15 protein-coding genes and 1 pseudogene are annotated in these 16,840 nt (G+C 40.7%); all 16 read right to left on the bottom strand.

Going from position 1 to position 16,840, the window contains the following annotated elements; genetic code table 11:
* The gene (locus CKV62_RS00525) at positions 1 to 1,599 is read right to left on the bottom strand and encodes an AMP-binding protein (RefSeq protein WP_157728904.1); all 1,599 of its coding nucleotides are present in this window, start codon (positions 1,597 to 1,599) and stop codon (positions 1 to 3) included.
* Between the two features lie 71 nt (positions 1,600 to 1,670).
* Positions 1,671 to 2,855 (bottom strand): condensation domain-containing protein, encoded by a 1,185-nt coding sequence (locus tag CKV62_RS00520; RefSeq protein ID WP_095064786.1) that lies wholly within the window; start codon positions 2,853 to 2,855, stop codon positions 1,671 to 1,673.
* Positions 2,845 to 3,393: a 4'-phosphopantetheinyl transferase family protein gene (locus tag CKV62_RS00515; RefSeq protein ID WP_095064784.1), complete on the bottom strand. Its 549-nt coding sequence runs from the start codon at positions 3,391 to 3,393 to the stop codon at positions 2,845 to 2,847. Before CKV62_RS00515 ends, CKV62_RS00520 begins: the two co-directional genes overlap by 11 nt.
* A 204-nt stretch (positions 3,394 to 3,597) precedes the next feature.
* The gene (locus tag CKV62_RS00510; RefSeq protein ID WP_095064782.1) at positions 3,598 to 4,224 is read right to left on the bottom strand and encodes a GyrI-like domain-containing protein; all 627 of its coding nucleotides are present in this window, start codon (positions 4,222 to 4,224) and stop codon (positions 3,598 to 3,600) included.
* Between the two features lie 112 nt (positions 4,225 to 4,336).
* Positions 4,337 to 5,239 carry a hypothetical protein gene (locus CKV62_RS00505; RefSeq protein WP_095064780.1) on the bottom strand — a complete coding sequence of 301 codons (903 nt, stop codon included), beginning with the start codon at positions 5,237 to 5,239 and terminating at the stop codon, positions 4,337 to 4,339.
* Positions 5,240 to 5,666: 427 nt separating this feature from the next.
* Positions 5,667 to 6,127, bottom strand: a pseudogene (gene tnpA / locus CKV62_RS00500) (IS200/IS605 family transposase).
* Between the two features lie 203 nt (positions 6,128 to 6,330).
* Positions 6,331 to 7,614, bottom strand: a complete 1,284-nt coding sequence (locus CKV62_RS00495) for a hypothetical protein (RefSeq protein WP_095064778.1) — start codon at positions 7,612 to 7,614, stop codon at positions 6,331 to 6,333.
* 204 nt (positions 7,615 to 7,818) lie between these two features.
* Entirely contained in the window at positions 7,819 to 8,559 is a 741-nt protein-coding gene (locus CKV62_RS00490; protein WP_095064776.1) for an ABC transporter ATP-binding protein, read from the bottom strand.
* A gap of 1 nt (position 8,560) precedes the next feature.
* Complete coding sequence (locus CKV62_RS00485; protein ID WP_095064774.1) at positions 8,561 to 9,328, bottom strand: ABC transporter ATP-binding protein; 768 nt, start codon at positions 9,326 to 9,328, stop codon at positions 8,561 to 8,563.
* Positions 9,321 to 10,835 (bottom strand): ABC transporter substrate-binding protein, encoded by a 1,515-nt coding sequence (locus CKV62_RS00480; protein ID WP_095064772.1) that lies wholly within the window; start codon positions 10,833 to 10,835, stop codon positions 9,321 to 9,323. The genes CKV62_RS00485 and CKV62_RS00480 overlap by 8 nt, the downstream gene beginning before the upstream one ends.
* 66 nt (positions 10,836 to 10,901) lie before the next feature.
* Positions 10,902 to 11,711, bottom strand: coding sequence for an ABC transporter permease (locus CKV62_RS00475; RefSeq protein WP_095064770.1), 810 nt, complete (start codon positions 11,709 to 11,711; stop codon positions 10,902 to 10,904).
* Entirely contained in the window at positions 11,704 to 12,654 is a 951-nt protein-coding gene (locus tag CKV62_RS00470; RefSeq protein ID WP_095066678.1) for an ABC transporter permease, read from the bottom strand. The genes CKV62_RS00475 and CKV62_RS00470 overlap by 8 nt, the downstream gene beginning before the upstream one ends.
* Positions 12,655 to 12,872: 218 nt before the next feature.
* Positions 12,873 to 13,508, bottom strand: coding sequence for a hypothetical protein (locus CKV62_RS00465; protein WP_231968336.1), 636 nt, complete (start codon positions 13,506 to 13,508; stop codon positions 12,873 to 12,875).
* 159 nt (positions 13,509 to 13,667) lie between these two features.
* Positions 13,668 to 14,426, bottom strand: a complete 759-nt coding sequence (locus CKV62_RS00460) for an SDR family NAD(P)-dependent oxidoreductase (RefSeq protein WP_095064768.1) — start codon at positions 14,424 to 14,426, stop codon at positions 13,668 to 13,670.
* A gap of 334 nt (positions 14,427 to 14,760) precedes the next feature.
* The gene (locus CKV62_RS00455) at positions 14,761 to 15,762 is read right to left on the bottom strand and encodes an electron transfer flavoprotein subunit alpha/FixB family protein (protein ID WP_095064766.1); all 1,002 of its coding nucleotides are present in this window, start codon (positions 15,760 to 15,762) and stop codon (positions 14,761 to 14,763) included.
* Positions 15,762 to 16,838 (bottom strand): electron transfer flavoprotein subunit beta/FixA family protein, encoded by a 1,077-nt coding sequence (locus CKV62_RS00450; protein WP_095064764.1) that lies wholly within the window; start codon positions 16,836 to 16,838, stop codon positions 15,762 to 15,764. Before CKV62_RS00450 ends, CKV62_RS00455 begins: the two co-directional genes overlap by 1 nt.
* Positions 16,839 to 16,840: the final 2 nt, after the last annotated feature.

The following is a 16,840-nucleotide window of genomic DNA, read 5'->3' as shown; positions in this document are numbered from 1 at the left end:
TTATGCAAAATAAACATCTTCAAATAACGTTATCGATTTAAATTGAAATAAGTCTATAACATTAACCGCTTTTTTCAATTTAAATCGATCCATAATTTTTTTATGAAGATCTATAAGTTCTACCGATGATAATCCTAATCCCATAAATGAGGTATTTCCAAAATCTATACCTTCTAATCTATACTCTCTGAGTAACCATAATTCAAACTCTGTATAATCATCTATATTACTTGCTTCATTCATTATGATTGTATTGTCATATATATTTTGCAACTGTTTTTTATCAACTTTACCGTTAACGGTTAGAGGCATACTATCAAGCATGATAAACTTTGCGGGAATCATAAATTCAGGCAACCTGTCTTGAAGGCGTTCCTTTATATCAATACTTTTACCATTCGCAACCCGTGTGTAAAAGCACAAAAGCCGATTTTGATACTTAATGATTTCTATATGTCTAAGACTGCGGTCAACATCTAAGATATTAGCCTTAACATCATCCAGCTCAACTCTAAAACCATTGACCTCCACTTGATCATCTATACGCCCTATATAATTAATGTCCCCATTCGGAAGATATTCCCCTAAATCACCGGAGAAGTATAATCGACCGTCCTTGCCAGTCTTAAATCGCTTATCATTTTCCGCAGGATTATTGATATATCCAGCACTAACCGTAGGCCCACTAACGACGATTTCGTAATTATCAGTATTGGGAATTCTTTCGAGATACACATTATCCCCAAATATTCCTTTACCTATATTTGAAAAAGTCGTATTAAAATCATTCGCTACCACCTTATGGAAAGTACCATGTATGGTAATTTCTGTAATGCCATATAAGTTATAGAATTCAACACCCTTAGGATTATATTCCTGATAATATGGCTGTAATTCCCCATAATCTACCTTTTCACCGCCAAAAATCACAGCTTTCAAATTACTTATAGTTTTCGTATCTAAAAAATTCATCAAAGAGAAAAAGGCAGTGGGCGTCTGATTTAATATCGTCACGTGACTCTGCTTGATAAGTTCTGAAATCTTATCAAATTCATAGATTTTTGCATGTTTTCCCAGTAAAACTAGATTGTTTTTATAAAAAAGCGGTCCGAAAATTTCCCAAACAGAAAAGTCAAACTCTAGCGAATGCAAATTAATCCAAGTATCGGATTCAGTAAACGTGAAAAATTTACCTAATTCAGTAAGCAAACTGATTAAATTATCATGTGTAATCTTTACCCCTTTAGGCTTACCTGTAGTACCGGAGGTAAATATGATATAGGCGAGATTCTCATCATTTTTATTCGGGCTAAATTCATGGGGAATGATGTCTAATGTTCCGTTATCATCGATCCTAATTTCACTAAATGTTTCTAACGAACTCTTTATTAAATCGATTCGCTTCTTAGGAGTAAATTTATTAATCGGCACATATGTTTTTCCGACTTTCCATAAAGCTAATATAGTTGCTAAACAATCAACAGTACTTTCCATATAAACAATCACTAATTGATTGATCTTACTTTCAGAAATAACTTTATACTTTTCTTCAACACGATCAAATAACTCTTTCATAGAAAATTGTTTATCATCTTCCATGATATAATTATTCAAGTTATCACGTAAATTTTCTTCTAATATCTGATATGTGTTATTAACCGTCATATATGCTACCATCCTTCACCATTACTATAATTATTAAGAATATTTTGAATGCTATCCCGAACATACAGTTCGGGATCACCAAAATATCCCGTTTGTATTTCTGTCATTAAAACATTATTATCATTAAGCATGATATGAATAGGGGCCGGAGAATTAATTGTAAACAACGAATTAACTCTCAAACAGCTATTTCCGCATTGCACATGAAAATCTGATGGGTAATACGTAAACATGATGTCAAACTTTGAAACCTTATAGAAATAGTTGTTATAATCAAAAAATTGCATTTTCAAATTGTCAAATAACTGACAACATATACTATTTCTACAATCTTCTAATGTATCCCCTGCTTTTACCAATATTGGATATGTTGTAACAATGCTCGTAACTAACTTTCTATTATTACGATTTCTATTCGGAACCGGTACGCCAACTAAAACACTACTTTGATTCGTCATCTCTAGATATTTATGAGCGAACGCAGCAATGATAACCGAAGATCGATAATTATTACCGGTCTTCAAATCCAGATTAAGCTGATTTCTATATTCATATTTTTCTTCACTTAATAAGTCAACTGATTTCATCGTAGAAATATCATCAATATTTCCCATAAATCTAGTTTGAAACTTATCAATAAAACTTTGTAATTCTCCTTTCTCTCTAAAAATATCTATTGTATCCATCTGTTCTCGAATAATATCTTCTTCAAGCAAATTATTCTTTGCTTCAATTTCATCCACTATTTGCTGTGAAAAAGCTACGCCACTATAGAAATCAAAAATAAAATGATGCACTGAAAATAATATATAAAACCGCCCTTCTCTATCTTCAATTATTTTGATTCTAAACAATCGTTTATCCGATAATAAATCAAATGGGATATGAAATAGATCTTCCTTTTTTAAGTCTTCTAAGCTCTTTGTTGACCATTCATACTCGATTTCTTCCGGTAAAAAGGGCTCCCCAACGGACAAATAAATACTTGATTCTTCTACTATAGGCGTGGATATTAAAACCGGCTGTTTATTCACAACACGACAAATCAAATCCTTAATTTTAGTCTTACTTAATGATTGCAACGTACTTAATGAAAAAATCAAATTGATACTATATTTCGTGTTTGCCGACTTATTCATTAAACACTCTAAATAAAAGTCTCTTTGTATTGGGCTAATCTCAAATTTCATCAAGTGTTTTCTCCATTTTTTCTACGAATAACGGTAAGTCACTTTCATTAGTAACTAAAGTCACTATATAATTTTCCTTCAAATACCCTATACCTTTTAATGTCGGAAAATTAAAAAACTGCGCCTTATACATTTTTTCTCCACTCATCTCAATTAAATCAATTTCAAAAATCTCCTTTCTTGCCATTAACCCTATTCCTAAATATTTTCCCAAGCTCTCTTTAAAACTTGTCATTAGCTGCAATAAATATTCTTCTGAAAGATATCCGTTAATCCACGGTCGTTCCGAATTAAACCACTCTAACTGATATCCTATGGTAAGCTCTTGAAGGTCGACCCCTACAGTCAACTCTCTTGTAGTTTGGCACACTAATGTATAATGTCCCGAATGTGAAATAGATACATTATAGATGCCAACCGGCACAGGTTTTCGGTTAGAATCATGCGCATATAAGTCTTTCCAAACTCCTTCTAGTAAATAAAAGTGTATAATAATTTCACCTCCTGACCGCAGCTTGCAAATGACAATCCCTCTCAATTACTATCTATTTGACTCCTTAGAAATGAAATATTCATGAGTAATTTTTGGTACATTATGAAATTCAAGAAAATGAAATGAGCCCTCTATATTACGATAACCGCAATATAGAGGGCTCATTAAGCTTTCAAAATAATCCATTTTAAATTTGTATTATATTTACATTCATAAATTTAACTGAATTTTATTATAACGTTCTTATCTCTACCCCCTTTTCACCTGAACGCGCAGTACAGTCTTCAATTTTGCGGGCTCCACCTTTCGTGCATCGGACAAGTAGATTTCCCGATGCCACTCGTCGTTAGCACGTTGCAAGTCATGAGCAGAGCAGAATTCATCTACTTTCATAAACGATTCCGGTTCATTATCATAAAGCCCGATATGCAATATCTGTACGCAATCCCCATCCTCTATCGATTCGAGCCGCACGTCCTTAAATCGAGGCAACGATTTTTTCTTGGACACATTAATAATGGCCGCCTCCAACACGTCAGGAGTCACAAAATCAGGTTGTCTGATCATCACCCGATATTGCAGATTATTTTTATCAAACTGCTCCGTATGCTCAATCTGCTTCCAGAGCGCCTCCAGCGGATACACGGTGTAATCAAAGTACCCATCCGGCGTCACGCCCTTTTTCGGCAGCATCTTTATCCCGTAGGACAACGAATATAATGCCTCGATATCATCGGCAAAGGCCGCATGATTAGGATTTCCCACGCCGTCCAGCACGAGGAACTTCATGCTCGGCACCGTAACCTGCACCGCCTGCTGCTTCGGACAATACAATTCCTTTTCGTGCTTACGCCATTCATGCTTTACTGCTGTCATAATCAGACCTCTCTTTCTGAAAGAAAACATGTGATTTCTTTTATGGTAAGGGAGGAATATGAAAAAAGCGTAAAAGCTTATAAAAATCATAAATAGTATTCTCTAAACTACGCTATTCTCTATATATTATCTCATCTAATTGTGAATCACTTAACCTACTATATTTTTCACTATAATAATTCGGTAACTCTTTATGATATTCATCTAAAGCATCATTATTTTTCTGCGTATAAGAAGTTACTTCATTATATTGCCAATATTTTCCCGAATGACGTTTACTTTTAATAATCTCCTTTTTAGGAATAGGTTTTCCATCAATCATGTATCCTCCCTCTTCACGTATTCGTTCAATTATAATCCTAGAAAAATATTGTCCTGTACCAAACAAATAGTTTTTTCTAAGGATACACTTAGGAACAAGCAATAATTCCCGACCATCAACACAACATACTGGCTTTTCCAATTCTTCCCAATATGCCTTTTCCTGATTCCAACTCCAAAACTTCTTCGTCTCAATACTATTCATCCCATATTTTTTCATTTGCTCCAATGTATAGTCATTTAAATGTTTATGTAAAATATTGGTCAACAAATCTGACAATCCATCCTCTGCAAAACCTGGAAGTAGTACTACCAAGTCTACATCTTTCTCTATAGTAGGAATTTTAGTAATAAGTTTTTCTAAAGGCTTAAATAAGTTAAGTAACCCTTCTGCAGTATTGCCTTTTCCATTACTCCCAGAACCATACCCTAAATGAGTTGCATTTTGTTCCCTTGCATGTAGCAATAATTCTTTCTTCCTTTTCCTATTGTTTTCTTTATATGCTTTATAAAGCTCATCAAAAAATGATGTAATAATTTCTTTTGCTTCTTTACACCATTTATTTTTTTTAGTCTCAATCAATACAGGATCAATAAATAGTAAATTATCACTATTTACTGCTACATCTGCAAAATCATAATTAGAATGTCCTTTTATTTTCTTATTACAAATATCTGATACAAACTTTTTCATATGATTTCAAACCTTCTCCCCACAAAAACATATAAAATCACATTATACGCATTTACTTATCTTCTAATGCCTGTAACCATTGTACTAACCTATCTATATATTCATAGATATTATCGATACATTCAATTAAATATTTAAATACCTCCTATACACAAATAATACGTTTTACCTCATACTATTATATTTCTACAAATTATTAAAAACTCCTGCATATATAAGTACAGTTAATTTATTTTTATAAATTTTATACTTTTGATAAATTTTTAGGCTATTAAACTTTTTACAATCAGAACCACCTGTAAAACGGGTGGTTTGCTCACGGGCTATAAACCCGTAGTACTAGGCCAGCGTCTAAAGGCGCTGGCTTTCACTACGTTCAAGCCACATAGCCATTGACTCGTAACCTTCCCCTCAAAGGGGATATGTATTACTTGCTACCCTTAAAAGGATCCTCATATTCTTTTACACTCAACTTATCCTTCATTTGGTTATGTAACTCTTGCTCACGTATATATTTTCTTACTGTTGCCTCATTTAGACCTACTGTACTAACATAATATTCCTCGGACCAAAAGTGTCTATTTCCAAATTTATACTTTAAGTTTGCGTGTTTATCGAGCATCATAAGTGCACTTTTACCTTTTAAATATCCCATAAAAGATGAAACTGCTATTTTAGGTAGGATTAATACTAACATATGCACGTGATCTACCATAAACTCCCCTCTATAATCTTGACGTCCTTATATTCACATAAACACCTCAATATTTCACGTAAACTATTTCTATATTGATTATATATAACTTTGCGTCTATACTTAGGTGTAAATACTATGTGGTATTTGCATAACCATTTTGTGTGCGCAAGACTCTGTGTCTTTGTTGCCATAAAAAAATCACCTTTCTTTTGCATATAATGCGGCTTGAACACCTACATTATACTTAAGCAAGGTGATTTTTTTGTATAACTTTCGTTGCCGCACCCGCATAACGGGTGCTTTTATGATTCACGACTACGTCGCGAACCAGTCTAAAAACAATGATATAATAAAAAATAAGTTTTTGATATTAAAAGTAATATTATTTAGGTAATTAGAATGGCGGCTCATCTTCTTCAAGATAAGCATTAATTACATCCATATCTTCCGTATGTCTACTACGTCTATAACATTGGTCATTCGTATTATATATATCAACAATCCTTCGAAGATCTGAAGCAGTAAGTTCCTCCACATGATTTTTTAAAAAAGCCATATAACAATCTGCATCATCAAATCCATTATAGTCTGGAATAGCAGAAACCATAATACTACAGAATTCATATAAATTAAAATCTTCACAGTTTTTAACTACTTCAAAAAGCTCCTTAATATATTTATTTTTATGAAGAGATGAAGTATCCTTAAAAAATCCGTACTCAGACCTTGGGTCCTGAGGATAGAAAGCACGATACTCCGCTAAACCGGTTGGAATTAAGACACGTTTTTTCAAATATTCAAATACTTCCACATTTTCTCTAATAATTTCCATAATAATAGAATATTTCAATACCATAACAACCAAAATATCAATACGAATAGAGTGGTTTTCTAATTCATCAACCTTAATTTTGGAAAATTCATCTAATATTGCTGGCTCTCGAAGAAGAGCTATACGGCCTTGTTCTATTAAATAAGTAGTCATAGAAAATATAAACGCATATAATCCAAGTATATTCCTAATACACTCTTCATCATCTGAATTATACAAAAGTTTAAGAAACGTTTTATAAGATTTCCTTAATGAAACATCTGTCATCCTTTGCAAATATTTATCTATAACTTTTCTTTTTATTGTTTCATTTAATCCATCTGGATCAAATATCCTAATTTGTTCAGTAAATTTTTCAATATCTTTTTTTGCAAGCTTAAATAAATCCATAATAAATGGTGCTTTAACAGAAAGAACATGATCATACATAGAACAAATCATCATTTTAGCATGATAATCATTAGGAACATATAGGGAATTATCATTTACTTTCAAATGAGCACATTTGTTACGACAAGTTTTCAAATAATCAATATCTTCAATAAATCTTTCAAAGTACAACGAACAATTCTTTTTAAAGAATTCAATAATCTCATTCTCTACTTTTGAATATTTTTCATCTGAGTTTATCATATCATTGATTTCATCTAATTTGTTTTTTGCTTTACTATCACCTTCATCCGCCATAGTTTGTAACTTAATAAATAAATCATAAATCACAAATGAATATAGTAAAACAATTGTAGCTCGATAATTCTGACTATAATATGATTGAAGTATTTCTTTGAAATAGTTCCGAGAATCTGAATTATCAAATACACGCAAATCTTTTTCATCATATAACATATAACCACCGCCTAATAATATTATTTATTAATCATATCTATTTTTATAAATTTACATATATATTATTATATCAAAACGGATATATTTTTTATAACCACGCTTAATCACAAACTATCAATATATAATATAAAATAGCCCCTCATAATGCATTATAATTTAAAGTTAAAACAACTCATTTATACGCTATTATAGAGGGGCTTTCGTTTATAGACCCGCTTCCACTAATGCTCGTGTATACGGGTGTACCGCTTCTTTGAGTCGTTTTGATTCGATTATCTCTACGATTTGTCCATCTTTCATCACTAGGATTCGATCTGTGACCGCTTGTAGCAGTCCGATGTCATGGCTCACAAACACATAGCCGAAGGGTTGTTCTTTATATAGTTTTTGTAATAAATCGAGTACGAGTTTCTGGTTCACCGCATCAAGGGCCGATGTAGGTTCATCAAAGAGTACCAGTTTCGGCTTCATCAGCATGATTCGCGCCAGTACGACACGCTGCAATTGACCTCCGCTGACTTCGTGAGGGTATTTTCGGATAATCGTTTCCGGTAAATCTACATGTTGGATCCATTTGCGGATATCTTCCTTCGCTTCGGCCATGTCCATGATTCCATAGTTAATGTACGGCTCAAGTAGAAAGGCTTCCAAGTTCATCCGCGGCGGAATGACCGCCAACGGATTTTGAAACATCATCTGCAGCGAGCGGTACACTTCCGTATGGTTTTGGATCTGCCATATATCTTCGCCGAAGAGTAGCAACGTACCCGATGTAGGTTTTTCCAGCATCGCCACGAGTCTAAGCAGCGTACTTTTACCGGAACCACTACCGCCGGCGATGCCTACCCGTTCATGTTCAGCAACAGTAAAGGACACTTCATCAACGGCACGCACCATATGATTGTGGTTCGTATAATATTTACATATATGCTCAGCTTGTATCATATTACACCACTTTCATCACGGAATCCAACAATATACGTGTATAGTCATCTTTAGGATGCGCCATTACCTCTTCGGTAGCGCCGATTTCAACGAGGCGCCCCTTATTCATCACGCCGATGCGGTCGGCAATGCGCGCAGCCGCCTTGATATTATGGGTCACCAGAATCACGGTTGCCCCGAGGGCCTGTGTTACTTCTTTCAGTAAATCCAGCACCGACGATTGTACCAGCATATCTAAAGCACTGGTCGGCTCATCGGCAAATACGATGTCCGGTTTCAGAATCAGGCTCAATGCAATCGCCAGACGTTGCTGCATGCCGCCGCTCAGTTGAAACGGATAGGATTGTAAAATACGTTCCCCCTCCGTCAAGTGAACGAGCTTTAACATATGTAGCACGCGATTTACATCATACGGTTCATCATGAGCACGCAGTAAGTCTTTGAAATGGTTTTCCACGGTACGAACCGGATTCAAATAAGCACTAGGATTCTGAAAAATCATCGACGTACTCATGCCGCGCATTTGTCGCCAAGCCTTATCGCTCAACGTCGTAATATCAGTGCTGTTCAGCAAAATTTGACCACTTATAGTAGCTTTCTTCAGCATACCGAAAGCGGCGCGAATCAACGTCGATTTCCCGGAGCCGCTTTCACCGACGATGGCAAATACCTCACCGGTATGCACGGAAAAGGATACATCGCGTACGGCCTGTTCCGCACCGTATGAAATTGATACATTGTCAAATACTATGCAATCAGATTTATTCAATAGTAGAATCCTTTGTTAATAAGTAGTAATCGATCGGATGTACCGGTACATTTTTAACCTTGGATGTGGAGACCACATTGGCAGCAGGATACAACAAATAGATGTCAGCCACGTCATCAAGCAAAATGGACTGTACTTGTTTAGCCACATCAGTACGTTCATTTTGATCGAATGTAACCGCCAGTTTATCGATTAATGCATCCACCTGAGGATTGTTATAACCGCCCACATTGGCTTTAGAACCGGATTTATAGAACAAGCTGAGGAACCAGTACGGATCGTTTGTGGACATGGTCACCACATTGCGTTCCACCAAATCAAATGCGTCTGCGCCGAGGGTATCCACTTCATTAGGGCTCTGCAATTTTCTGAGTTCTACCGCGATGCCTGCCGGTTTCAATTCCTGTTGAATTTCTTCATACATGCTGGTATCCTTACCCCAAATAGCGAGGGTCAACTTCAATTCCTTGCCGTCTTTTGCATAGATACCGTTGCCGTTCTTCGCATAGCCCGCTTGCGTCAACAATTCATTTGCTTTTGCAAGGTCAGTGACTTCCTTATTTGAAAGCCCGTCATAGCCCAAGTCTGCGGAAGGAGGGAACGGAGCACCGCCCGCCAATGCACCGCCGCCGATAACTTTCGCCATCGTATCATAATTGATGATATGAGCCACCGCGGAGCGTACATTTTTATCATGCAGCGCGGATGCTTCCGTATGATTAATTTTTAGCATCATTATGCGAACACCTGCCACCTCTTGAATGTTGAATCCGTCTTTAAACAAGCTGCGATTAGCGGAGTCCACCTTTTGAATGACATCCACATCTTTAGATTGCAACGCCATAGCGCGTTTATTGTTGTCTTCGATATCTTTTACAGTTACAGAATCAAGGCCCGGTTTGCCGCCCCAATAATCGGCGAACGCCGTTAACTCGAGGCTTTCACCCTTTGTGAAAGAAGTGATTTTGTACGGCCCTGTAAGAACCGGTTTAGATGCCACATCTTTTAGGTCCGCCGTATCCATAATAACGAACGCAGGTTCAGTCAAGCTGGACAACAAGGAGCCGTTGGGCTCCGTAGTTTTAATGATCAAGTTTTGACCATCGACGGTAATGGATTCGATTTTAACGGCCTTTGCGGAACGAGGACTCTGTTTCATCGTATACTCGATGGACTCTTTTACCTTTTGAGGTGTCATCGCTGTACCGTTGTGGAATTTTACATTTTCTCTGATATGGAATTTCCATGTAGTTTCATCAATGTTTTCCCAGGAATCAGCTAACTGTCCGACAAATTTCATATCCGGTGTCACCGTAGCCAAGGTTTCCCCTGCCCCGATACGTGTCAATGTCCACGCATCCCATTCATGCGTCGGATCTAATGTTTCACCAAACCAGTATAGGCCGACATTCAGATGCTTGCCTTGTTTAGCCGTATCATTGCCGCAGCCCACCAGAAGAGCTACCATACACAGCATGGATACACATGCCAATAACCAACGTTTCATAAATACTCCTTTTCACACACCCCATCGTAATGAGGCTTTCACTAAAAACATTCATATTGTACGCGGTCATCGTGACACATCGAGAGCATCGCGCAACGCATCGCCAATATAGTTAAACAGAACAACGGTAATGAAAATTGCAAGCCCCGGATAGATCAACAGCCAAGGCGCGGTTTGCAGAAAATCGCGGGAGCTCAACAGAATCGCTCCCCACTCGGGATCAGGCGGTTGCACGCCGATACCGATAAGCGAGAAACTGGCCACCAGAATGATGGCGTCCCCTAAATGTTGAATAATGACAATTAATAGCGGCGGCAGTACATTCGGCAGAATATAGCGCCATAGAATGCGAATCCTCGAAGCGCCGGACATGCGAGCAAAGGTAATATACTCGGCGTGGCGTTCGATATGCACGAGCCCCCTCGTGATGCGCGCATATTCCGCCCATTTAGTAATGCACAGCGAGATGATCACATTCGTTATACTTGGCCCCATGATACCGATAAACGCAATGGCGATCACCATATTCGGAAATCCCAGCACCAAATCGATCAATCGCGACAGCCAACGGTCGATGCGCGGCGTGGAAAATCCCGCCAGTCCGCCGATAACGATGCCTATCGCTCCGCTGATACCGATGATGGCGAAAGCAATCCACAACGACGCCTTCCCGCCATAAAGGATACGGGACCATACATCGCGTCCCAGCTGATCGGTCCCGAGCCAATGAGTGCTGCTGATATCCTGCAACCTGTCGGCCACATTCGTCGCCTCCGGATTATAAGGCGCTATGTACGGAGCGCAGAGGAAAAATACGATCCACAACACCGCCAGTACAAGCATGATATATAGGCCGTAAGGCTTTCGTCTATTCATAAGAGCCTCCTTGTATAGCGGCCCTTCGTTTCGGATTAAGCCAGATACTCAATACATCGATGATGATGTTGATTACGATGAACACCAATGTAATCCAGATGATATACCCCTGCATCAATACATAGTCACGGGCGGTTATGCCCTGTACCATCATATAGCCTATGCCTTTGATGGAGAACACCGTTTCAATAACCGCGGAGCCGCCTAACATGGCCCCCATCGTAACGCCCATCATAGGCAATAACATAAGTCCTACATGAGGGAAGATATAGCGACAATATACCATCCACTCCGGTAAACCGAGAGCTCTGGCCCCTTGTACAAAGGGTTGTTTCTCAACCTCCAGAATAGCATTGCGCAAACGGCGAATGTATAAGCCGCAAATCCAAAGAGCAATCGTCAAGGCCGGCAGTATATACACGGTGAAGCCCTTTGTATTCGTCACCGATACAAGCTGCAGCTTCACGCCAAATAAATACAATAGCAAGAGCCCTACCCAGAACCCCGGAATCGCCAAGGCTAAGAACGTAAATAGTCGAATCACATGATCGACCCAGGAATCCTGATACCGTGCCGACAACATGCCAAGCGGTATCGTTACGACTACGCCCATAATAAGTGCTAAGGATACGAGCCCCAATGTATTCGGCAGTGCGCCGCCCAAAATAGTTGCTACCGGTAGCGAATACAATATAGATTCACCGAAATCGCCTCGCACCAGTTGGCCCAGCCAGCGTACATATTGCTGCCACCACGGGTCATTGAGGCCCAACTGTTCCCGCATCTGTGCTACTAATACCGGATCAGGTGTAGCCCCTACCAGATTAAACTTCATCGACACGGGGTCAATGGGGGATACTTTCATCAGTAAAAACATTCCCAAGGTGACGGCCAATAAAATACCTGCAATACTGACCAGCCGTTGCAGTACCAATCGATACAATCCATCACCTTCTTTCATTTATAAATACTCATAATAATATTTTAGCAAAAACGGCGTGGACATATGTATACCCGTGGCGGTATATTGGAATTATTCTCATTATGAAAGTTTGGCATAATACAGAAACGACGTTTCATATTAAACCGTAATAAAACTGAATACTTATGCTATTATAATGCAAAAAACAGCCCCTACTAAAGGAGCTGTTACATTATGAATTATTTTGTATATTTTGTATGTTGTTTTTGCACCACCGTATTGGCAATGATCGCTTTTGCCATATCGCGTGTCACAGGGCGTTCAAATGACATCGAATGGTTTTGTCCGTCCTTAGCCCAGTTTACGAGATACACCATTTTCTCGCCGCCGCTGAAAGTCACTTTCACGCCGTCAACTTTTTCAGTCGCAGTCACTTTGTGCTGTGTATATTCACCGCTGATGTCCTCTTTCAACGTGGAAACACGATAGGTAATGCGTTTGCCGTTCGCCTGATTTCGTGTTGCATCTTCGCCGTCCCGGTATGTATAAATCACTTGAAGGATATCCTTGTTGATGGTGCTCACAGATTCAATATTATAGCCCACCGGCAATACCTTCGGCATCTGCGGAACTATATTCATGTACTGAGCCGCTTCATCAACGGTTTTAAATTCATGCATCGGATTCGGCATGCCTGTCTTAGGTGCCGCAGCTTCATTAGCCACCTCCACGGACTGAGACATGTCAGCCTTTACCGCATCACCTTTTAACACATCGGAACTGACGCCCGCCGCACCGGCCGTACAATATGAAGCTGTACCCACACAGGCACAAGCCACAGCTGTTAACAAAATTTTTTTCATCGTAGATTTCATTGTTACTCCCTCACACAACAAATTGCATAACTCTACATTATTAAAATTTTATTAAATTTTCTTTAACAATATTAGTATAGCTTAAAATGTGAAGGAATTCAATCAAATTCGTCATATATGATGCTTGACTCCGCTTTCACGTTAATTCGCACCGGTGCCTCATTTTTTATGTACCATAAATCCCGCCGCCTGCTGATTCGCCATGATGGTTACGTCCGAGATCTGCATCCGTTTCGGCTGGTTCGTCACATACACGACGACGTCGGCCACATCCTGCGGCTGCACCGCATCAATGCCGGCATAAACGGCTGCCGCTTTTTTCTTATCCCCGTGAAAGCGCACTTCGCTGAACGGCGTTTCCACAATGCCCGGCTGAATGGTGGTCACCTTGATATCCGTGGCGATCGTATCCATGCGAATACCGTCACTGAGGGTTTTAACCGCCGCCTTTGTAGCGCAGTAAACGGCTCCGCCCGGATATGCATAAATACCGGCTGTTGAACCCATATTCACGATATGCCCCTCATTTTTGGCAATAAAGAACGGCAATACCGCCTTCGTCACATACAGGAGGCCTTTCACATTCGTATCAATCATCGTTACCGCATCATCAACAGAACTATCCTGAAACGGATCGAGCCCCTGTGCAAGACCTGCGTTATTCACGAGAATATCGATACCGCCGAACGACTCAATCGCAGCGGGCACCTTGGACATGACATCATCACGATTCTGTACATCAAGCACCAACGTTTCCACGCGCACGCCGTACTGTTCCATCAATTGAGACTGCACCGTATCCAACAACTCGGTACGACGCCCCGAAATCAATACATTATCGCCATTCTTGGCATACGCCTCTGCAATCGCAAGACCGATACCGGACGTAGAACCGGTAATAAATACATTACGAGACATAATAAACACCTCACATTCTCACAATTCATATACACCCTATCCATATTAAATGATGTGTAGGCGCATCGTATACAGCTAATAATACATTCAAAAGGATTACCGTCTTAACATAAGTATAATACTTTATAAGAAACACCTTGCTAATGTCAATTTACTTTAGTAATGAAATTGAGGTCCCCCTTTCCGAAAACGACTTGGCACACGAAGTGGGTGGCCTTGGAGGCTTTCGGGAAGGGGACCTCATACAAAACTTACAAAGGATACCCACAAGGTATTTCTCGTATATTAAATTGTCTATCGAAAGGCGGTAATCCTTTATAACGAATCTATACGGCTATTTCAGATGCGCCAACATATCATGTAAAACTTCCATGCAATCCCCCACAATCCCATAGTTCGCGTGTTGAAAGATTTCCGCATCAGGATCGTTATTGATGGCCACGATGGTATCTGCACCGGAGATGCCGCTCACATGTTGAATGGCTCCGGAGATACCGAATGCCAGATACAGCTTAGGGCTCACGGTCTTACCGGTCTGTCCCACCTGGTACGGCAGTTCAATCCAGCCCTTTTCAACGAGAGGACGGGTTGCGCCTACGACGCCGCCGATGGCATCCGCCAGTTCATAGAGTTTATCAAAGTTCTCCTTCGAGCCCATACCTCGACCGCCGGCAACGATGATATCCGCCTCCTGAATGTTATAGCCGGACTTGCTGAACGGAATGAATTCGAGGCGTTTCGTCCGAATGTCTTCAGATGAAAGTTCAAACGCTTCATACTGAATACGGCCCCAGCTCGCATCATTGCGTTCCGGCTTCTTGAATACGTTCGGACGAACGGAGCCCATTTGAGGGCGATGGTTCGGGGAAATGATCTCCGCCAGTATATTGCCGCCCAGTGCCGGACGAGTCCACTCAACGAGGCCTTCCTCCGTATCGACCGTCAAAATCGTACAGTCCGCTACAACGCCGTTCTTCATACGTCCCGACATGCGAGGCGCCAGATCACGGCCGTTATTCGTCGCACCGATTAAGAGAATATTCGGCTTATGGTCTTCAAAGAAATCCGTCAATACCTTCGTATAGCCGTCAGTTGTGTAGTATTTCAAAAGAGGGCTTTCAAAAACATGGACAATATCCGCCCCATACGCGACGAGTTCCTCCGCCTGGGACTGAACATTTTCGCCAAGGAGCATAACCTGCACCAGCTGCCCCATTTCCTTTGCGATGCGGCGGCCTTGTCCGACGAGCTCGAATGTAACCGGATGCACCACGTCATCGATGGTATCGGCCACGACAAAGACGTCTCTATATTCATCAAAGTTTGTTACAGCCATTACCGGTCACCTCCCTGCACATCTGTTGAACCATCCGTACTTGCTTCGCTATTATCGGGGGCAGAAACTGCCGCATTGCTCTTCGCACCGGCGGCCCGAGCCGCCTCCCTGTTCTGATGAAGCGCCGCCACGACCTTGAAGTCGCTGGGCGATACGCTCTCTACGGATGCCGCACGCTGTACGGGATCCTTTACATCTACTCCGTCATCGACATCCTCCGGCGCCTCCTGTTCCTCAGGAACGTCCACGGGAACAAGCAGATGGGCAAACTTCTCCGGTTTAACAAGGTACGCCAGTTCGAGAACCTTTTTAGCCCCTTCTTCGACGGAGTTGATCATTTCCACCTTGCCTCGAAGCGGCGGCTGATACACCTTACGCACCCGGGTAGGCGAACCGGTGAGACCGATTCTGCTTTCATCGATACTCGGCATATCCCGCAACGTAAGATTTGAAATCTCATAGCGTTTTGCGTAAATGGAACTCCAAAGCCCCGGTTGACGCGGCTCGTTGAGTTCCGCCGTAGCCGTCACCAACAGAGGTAACGGCGCCTCAATCACTTCATAACCGTTTTCGTGTTCCCGTTTAACGATGGCCTTTTGCGCCCCTTCATCAACGGATAATTCACATGCATAAGTGGCCTGCGCGATGCCGAGTTCCTCCGCAATCTGAGGGCCCACCTGTGCCGTATCACCATCAATCGCCTGCTTTCCACAGAAAATCATTTGGAACCGGCGATTCATATTTCTTTCAACGTGACGGATAGCCATCGCAATGGTATAGCTCGTCGCCAATGTATCGGCGCCGCCGAACGCACGGTCCGTAACCAGCACCGCATCATCCGCGCCGAGGGCCAAACACTCCCGAAGCGCAGCCTCCGCCTGCGGCGGGCCCATGGTGATAACCGTTACACGACTGCCTTCGTACTGATCCTTCACGGATAGCGCCGCCTCAAGGGCATGCATATCGTACGGATTGACGATGCTCGGAAGGCCGGTACGGATCAGATTATTCGTCTCCGGATCCAGCCTGATTTCAGATGTATCCGGCACCTGTTTTATACATACTAGTAATTCCATGC

This window comes from Veillonella rodentium, assembly GCF_900187285.1.
In the GTDB taxonomy this organism is placed as follows: domain Bacteria; phylum Bacillota; class Negativicutes; order Veillonellales; family Veillonellaceae; genus Veillonella; species Veillonella rodentium.
Note: the sequence above shows the minus strand (reverse complement) of the source record. Positions and strands in the feature narration are given on the sequence as shown.